The organism is Mycobacterium sp. (genome assembly GCF_049280035.1).
Classification (GTDB): domain Bacteria; phylum Actinomycetota; class Actinomycetes; order Mycobacteriales; family Mycobacteriaceae; genus Mycobacterium.
On record NZ_JBAPPI010000169.1, the window covers coordinates 1 to 3,703 of the forward strand.

The window sequence follows — 3,703 nt, forward strand, 5'->3', positions numbered from 1 at the left end:
GTCCCAGGTCGCGTGGCAGTAGCGAGACCGCGTCGCCGACGGTCAGCACCTTGCCGAGCAGGGCCTGCCGCAGGGTGGGCGGGGGAACCGATTGACTGGTCATCGCCGAGCCGCTCAAGGTCACCGACCGGGCGCCGTACACCGTCGCGGCGGTCACGATCACAGCAGTGTCCTCGCCCAGTCCGGCGTTGGACAGCGTGACGTCGTCCAGCAGAACAGTGCTGATCGGGGTTTGCGGGCCGGCCATGCCGGCTACCGCCGTCGTGGTCCGCGACCCGGTCAGCGACACCGCGTCCCACTCCCGAATCCCAAGGGCGGCAATGGCGTTGGGATGCAACCGGACAACGCCGCGGCGAGAGTCGACGGCCGAGGTGTTCAGCCGAGCCGTCAGCGTGAGCGTCGGGGCCGTCATGTCCGCCCGGTGGGCCTGCGCAGACCCAACCGCGCCATCGACCGGCGGTTGGGCTGCGCGCGGCGGATCGCGCGTCGGGTCGCGCGGCGCTGCTTGGGTTTTTCGCCCCAAGCCTCAGGATGCGCCGCCAGCCAGTGGTAACTGTGCACGGAAAACGGAATGTGCAGCAAGTAGGCGGCGATCAGCACCATGATCAGGATGTAGGGGAACAGGAACGCCGCGGCCGCGACGATCGCCAACGCTGCCAGCAACAGCGCGGCCAGGTTCGGCGGCACCGAGACGGCATGCATCTTGCGCATCGGGATCCGGCTCACCACCAGCATCGAGCAGGCCGCCACCCACGCGCAGACGAACCACGGCGACGTCCACCAGCCCGCGCCGAACTGCAGCTTGGCCGCGAGCGGGCCGAGCGCCGAGATTGCGCCGGCCGGCGCCGGTATCCCGACGAAATACTCCCGCGCGAAGGCCGGTTGGGTAGCGTCGTCGAGCAACGCGTTAAACCTGGCCAACCGCAACACGATTGACACCGCGTACAGCAACACCACAACCCAGCCGGCCGGCACCGAGGGCAGCAACGACACGTAGACCACCACCGCGGGGGCCACCCCGAAGTTCACCGCGTCGGCAAGCGAATCGATCTCCTCGCCCATCCGCGACTCGGCGTCCAGGATGCGGGCCACCCGGCCGTCGAGACCGTCGAGGATCGCGGCGGCGGCGATCAGCGCTATCGCCACGTGCGGCTGGCCCTCCAGCGCGAACCGGATCGAGGTCAGCCCCGCGCAGATGGCCAGCACGCTCATCGAGCTGGGCAGGATGCGCAGGGGCACCACTCGCCTACCGCGAGGTTTGGTGATCATGACAGTTCGGCCAGCACCGTCTCGCCGCCGACCGCCCGCTGGCCGACGCTGACCAACACCTCGGCCCCGGCGGGCAGATAGGTATCGAGGCGGGAGCCGAACCGGATCAGCCCGTAGGTGTCACCGATCGACAGCTTGTCCCCGGCGTGTGCGTCACAGACGATGCGTCGCGCCAGCAGACCGGCGATCTGCACCGCGACGACGTCCGCTCCGTCGGCGGTGCGGATCTGCATGCTGACGCGTTCGTTGTCGGCACTGGCCGCGGCCAGGTCCGCCGAGCCGAAGCGACCCGGTCGGTGCTGGACGGCAACAACTTCACCGCTGACCGGGGCGCGCTGCACGTGGGCGTCCAACAGCGACAGGAAGATGCTGATCCGTGGCAACTCTGCGTTCCCCAAGCCGAGTTCGGCGGGCGGGGCGGCGGTGTCGATGACGCAGATCAGGCCGTCAGCGGGAGCGACGACGACGCCGGGCCGATTGGGCGGTACCCGCGGCGGGTGCCGGAAGAACCCGGCACACGCGCCGGCGGTCAGCAGGCCGGCTCGGCGCAGCCATCGATAGCGCCGTCCCCCCAAGGCCACGGCCAACCCGGCGGAGATGAACGGCAGGCCGGCCGGATGCACCGGCGGAACGGTCGAACGCAGCAACGACAACAGCCGCTGCGGGCCGAACGTCGGGTTCTCACCGGTAGAGCGGGGACGTCGTGCCACGCGGTCATCTTACGGAGCCGCGGCTGGCCTCAGACCGGATAGGTCACACCGGTCAGCTCTTCGGAGACCTTCCACAGCCGCCGCTGCAAGTCCTCGTCGTGGGACTGCGCGCTGGAAGACACCAGCTTCGGGTGGCCGCGCTGCTCACCCAGGCCGTCGGGTCCGTAGTACTGCCCGCCTTCGGCGTCCGGGTCGGTGGCGGCCCGCAGCGTGGGCAGGGCGCCCATCGCCGGGTTCTGAGACAGCAGCGGACCGAGCAGCACGACGGCGGGTTTGAAAACGACGGGCAGGTTGCGAGCCAGCTCGGTGTTCGAGAGGCCCGGGTGGGCGGCCAGCGCGGCGGTGGTCGGCTGATCCCGGGCGGCCAGCCGGCGCTGCAGCTCGTAGGTGAACAGCAGGTTGGCCAGTTTGGATTGCCCGTAGGCGGCGATTCGGTGGTAGCGGTGTTCCCACTGCAGGTCGTCGAAGTGGATGGCGGCGCGGAGTCGGTGGCCCGTGCTGCTGACGGTCACCACCCGCGAACCCCGGACCGGTAGCAGATTGTCCAGCAGCAGCCCGGTCAGCGCGAAGTGGCCGAGATGGTTGGTGCCGAACTGCATTTCGAACCCATCAGCGGTGACCTGCTTCGGCGTCCACATCACGCCGGCGTTGTTGATCAACAAGTCGATGCGCGGGTAGGCCTTGCGCAACGCCGTGGCGGCGGCCCGCACCGATTCCAGCGAGCTCAGGTCGAGCCCTTGCAAGGTGACATCGGTGTGTGGATGGGCGGCCACGATCCGCGCCAGCGCCAGGTTGCCCTTCTCCAGATTGCGAACCGCCAACACTACGTGCGCGCCGCTCTGGGCGAGCGCGGCGGCGGTGTGGTAGCCGATACCGGTGTTGGCGCCGGTGACGACGGCAACTCGGCCGCTTTGGTCCGGCACGTCGGCCGTACTCCATTTGCCGTTAGATCCCATCGGCGAAAACGATACCCACTCATGATCGGTGCCGCCGTGTCGGTGCAATCCGCCGCAGGGTCAGTGGCATTCTCGATGATGTGGATAACCCCCAGCCGAGCCCGCCAGTGGTCGGCATGGTCGATCCGGCACATCCGCCCAGTCGGCGCGCGCCGCTGCGGTGGGCGATCGGCGGTCTGGTCCCGTGGCTGGTGCTGGCGGCCGGTCAGGTGGTGTGGAGTGCCTTCGATCAGAGGCTGCCCTGGGTACACCTTTTGGTCGCCGTCGTCACTGTGGTCGGTGCGGCGATCTCGGTAGCCGTTGTGCCGTTGTGGCGGTACCGGGTGCACCGGTGGGAGGTCAGCCCACAGGCGGTGTACACCCGCACGGGCTGGCTGGTCCAGGAAAGGCGCATCGCGCCGATATCGCGGGTGCAGACCGTCGACACCTATCGCGGCCCGCTGGACCGGTTGTTCGGTCTGGCCAACGTCACCGTCACCACCGCCTCGTCCGCGGGTGCAGTGCACATCGCCGCGCTCGACCTCGCGGTCGCCGACCATCTCGTCGCCCAATTGACCGACATCGCCGCGATCGGTGCCGAGGACGCCACGTGACGGCCGCGCCGGCGACATTGACAGGGGTAGCGATGAGGTGGGGGCACGCCCCTTCGCCGCTGCGCGGCTGGGGGTACCCCCACCCGCTTGCGGGGGAGAGCGGCGCGCATGAGCACGGCTGCGCTGCTGCTGGCCTTCGCTCTGTTGAGCGGCGCCCAGCCGTCGAGGGTGAGGG

Annotated in this window: 4 protein-coding genes and 1 pseudogene; 1 reads left to right on the forward strand and 4 read right to left on the reverse strand. The window is 69.4% G+C overall.

Going from position 1 to position 3,703, the window contains the following annotated elements:
• The 4 genes and pseudogenes from WAN71_RS05485 to WAN71_RS05500 form a co-directional block, all read right to left on the reverse strand.
• Positions 1 to 412: pseudogene (locus WAN71_RS05485) on the reverse strand (ATPase); the annotation flags it as partial.
• On the reverse strand, positions 409 to 1,269 hold the full coding sequence (locus WAN71_RS05490; protein WP_422224363.1) for a CDP-alcohol phosphatidyltransferase family protein: 861 nt from the start codon (positions 1,267 to 1,269) through the stop codon (positions 409 to 411). The gene WAN71_RS05490 and the pseudogene WAN71_RS05485, both read right to left, overlap by 4 nt.
• Complete coding sequence (locus WAN71_RS05495; protein WP_422224364.1) at positions 1,266 to 1,979, reverse strand: phosphatidylserine decarboxylase; 714 nt, start codon at positions 1,977 to 1,979, stop codon at positions 1,266 to 1,268. Before WAN71_RS05495 ends, WAN71_RS05490 begins: the two co-directional genes overlap by 4 nt.
• A 29-nt stretch (positions 1,980 to 2,008) precedes the next feature.
• The gene (locus WAN71_RS05500) at positions 2,009 to 2,935 is read right to left on the reverse strand and encodes an SDR family NAD(P)-dependent oxidoreductase (protein WP_422224365.1); all 927 of its coding nucleotides are present in this window, start codon (positions 2,933 to 2,935) and stop codon (positions 2,009 to 2,011) included.
• Between the two features lie 116 nt (positions 2,936 to 3,051).
• Here WAN71_RS05500 and WAN71_RS05505 point away from each other — a divergent pair, with 116 nt between their 5' ends.
• Entirely contained in the window at positions 3,052 to 3,528 is a 477-nt protein-coding gene (locus WAN71_RS05505; RefSeq protein WP_422224366.1) for a PH domain-containing protein, read from the forward strand.
• Positions 3,529 to 3,703 lie beyond the last annotated feature (175 nt).

Excerpts from the sequence above, each read along its gene's own strand:
- WAN71_RS05505 (WP_422224366.1), top strand. The coding sequence starts at position 3,052 with ATGGTCGATCCGGCACATCCGCCCAGTCGGCGCGCGCCGCTGCGGTGG.
- WAN71_RS05490 (WP_422224363.1), bottom strand. The coding sequence starts at position 1,269 with ATGATCACCAAACCTCGCGGTAGGCGAGTGGTGCCCCTGCGCATCCTG.
- WAN71_RS05500 (WP_422224365.1), bottom strand. The coding sequence starts at position 2,935 with ATGGGATCTAACGGCAAATGGAGTACGGCCGACGTGCCGGACCAAAGC.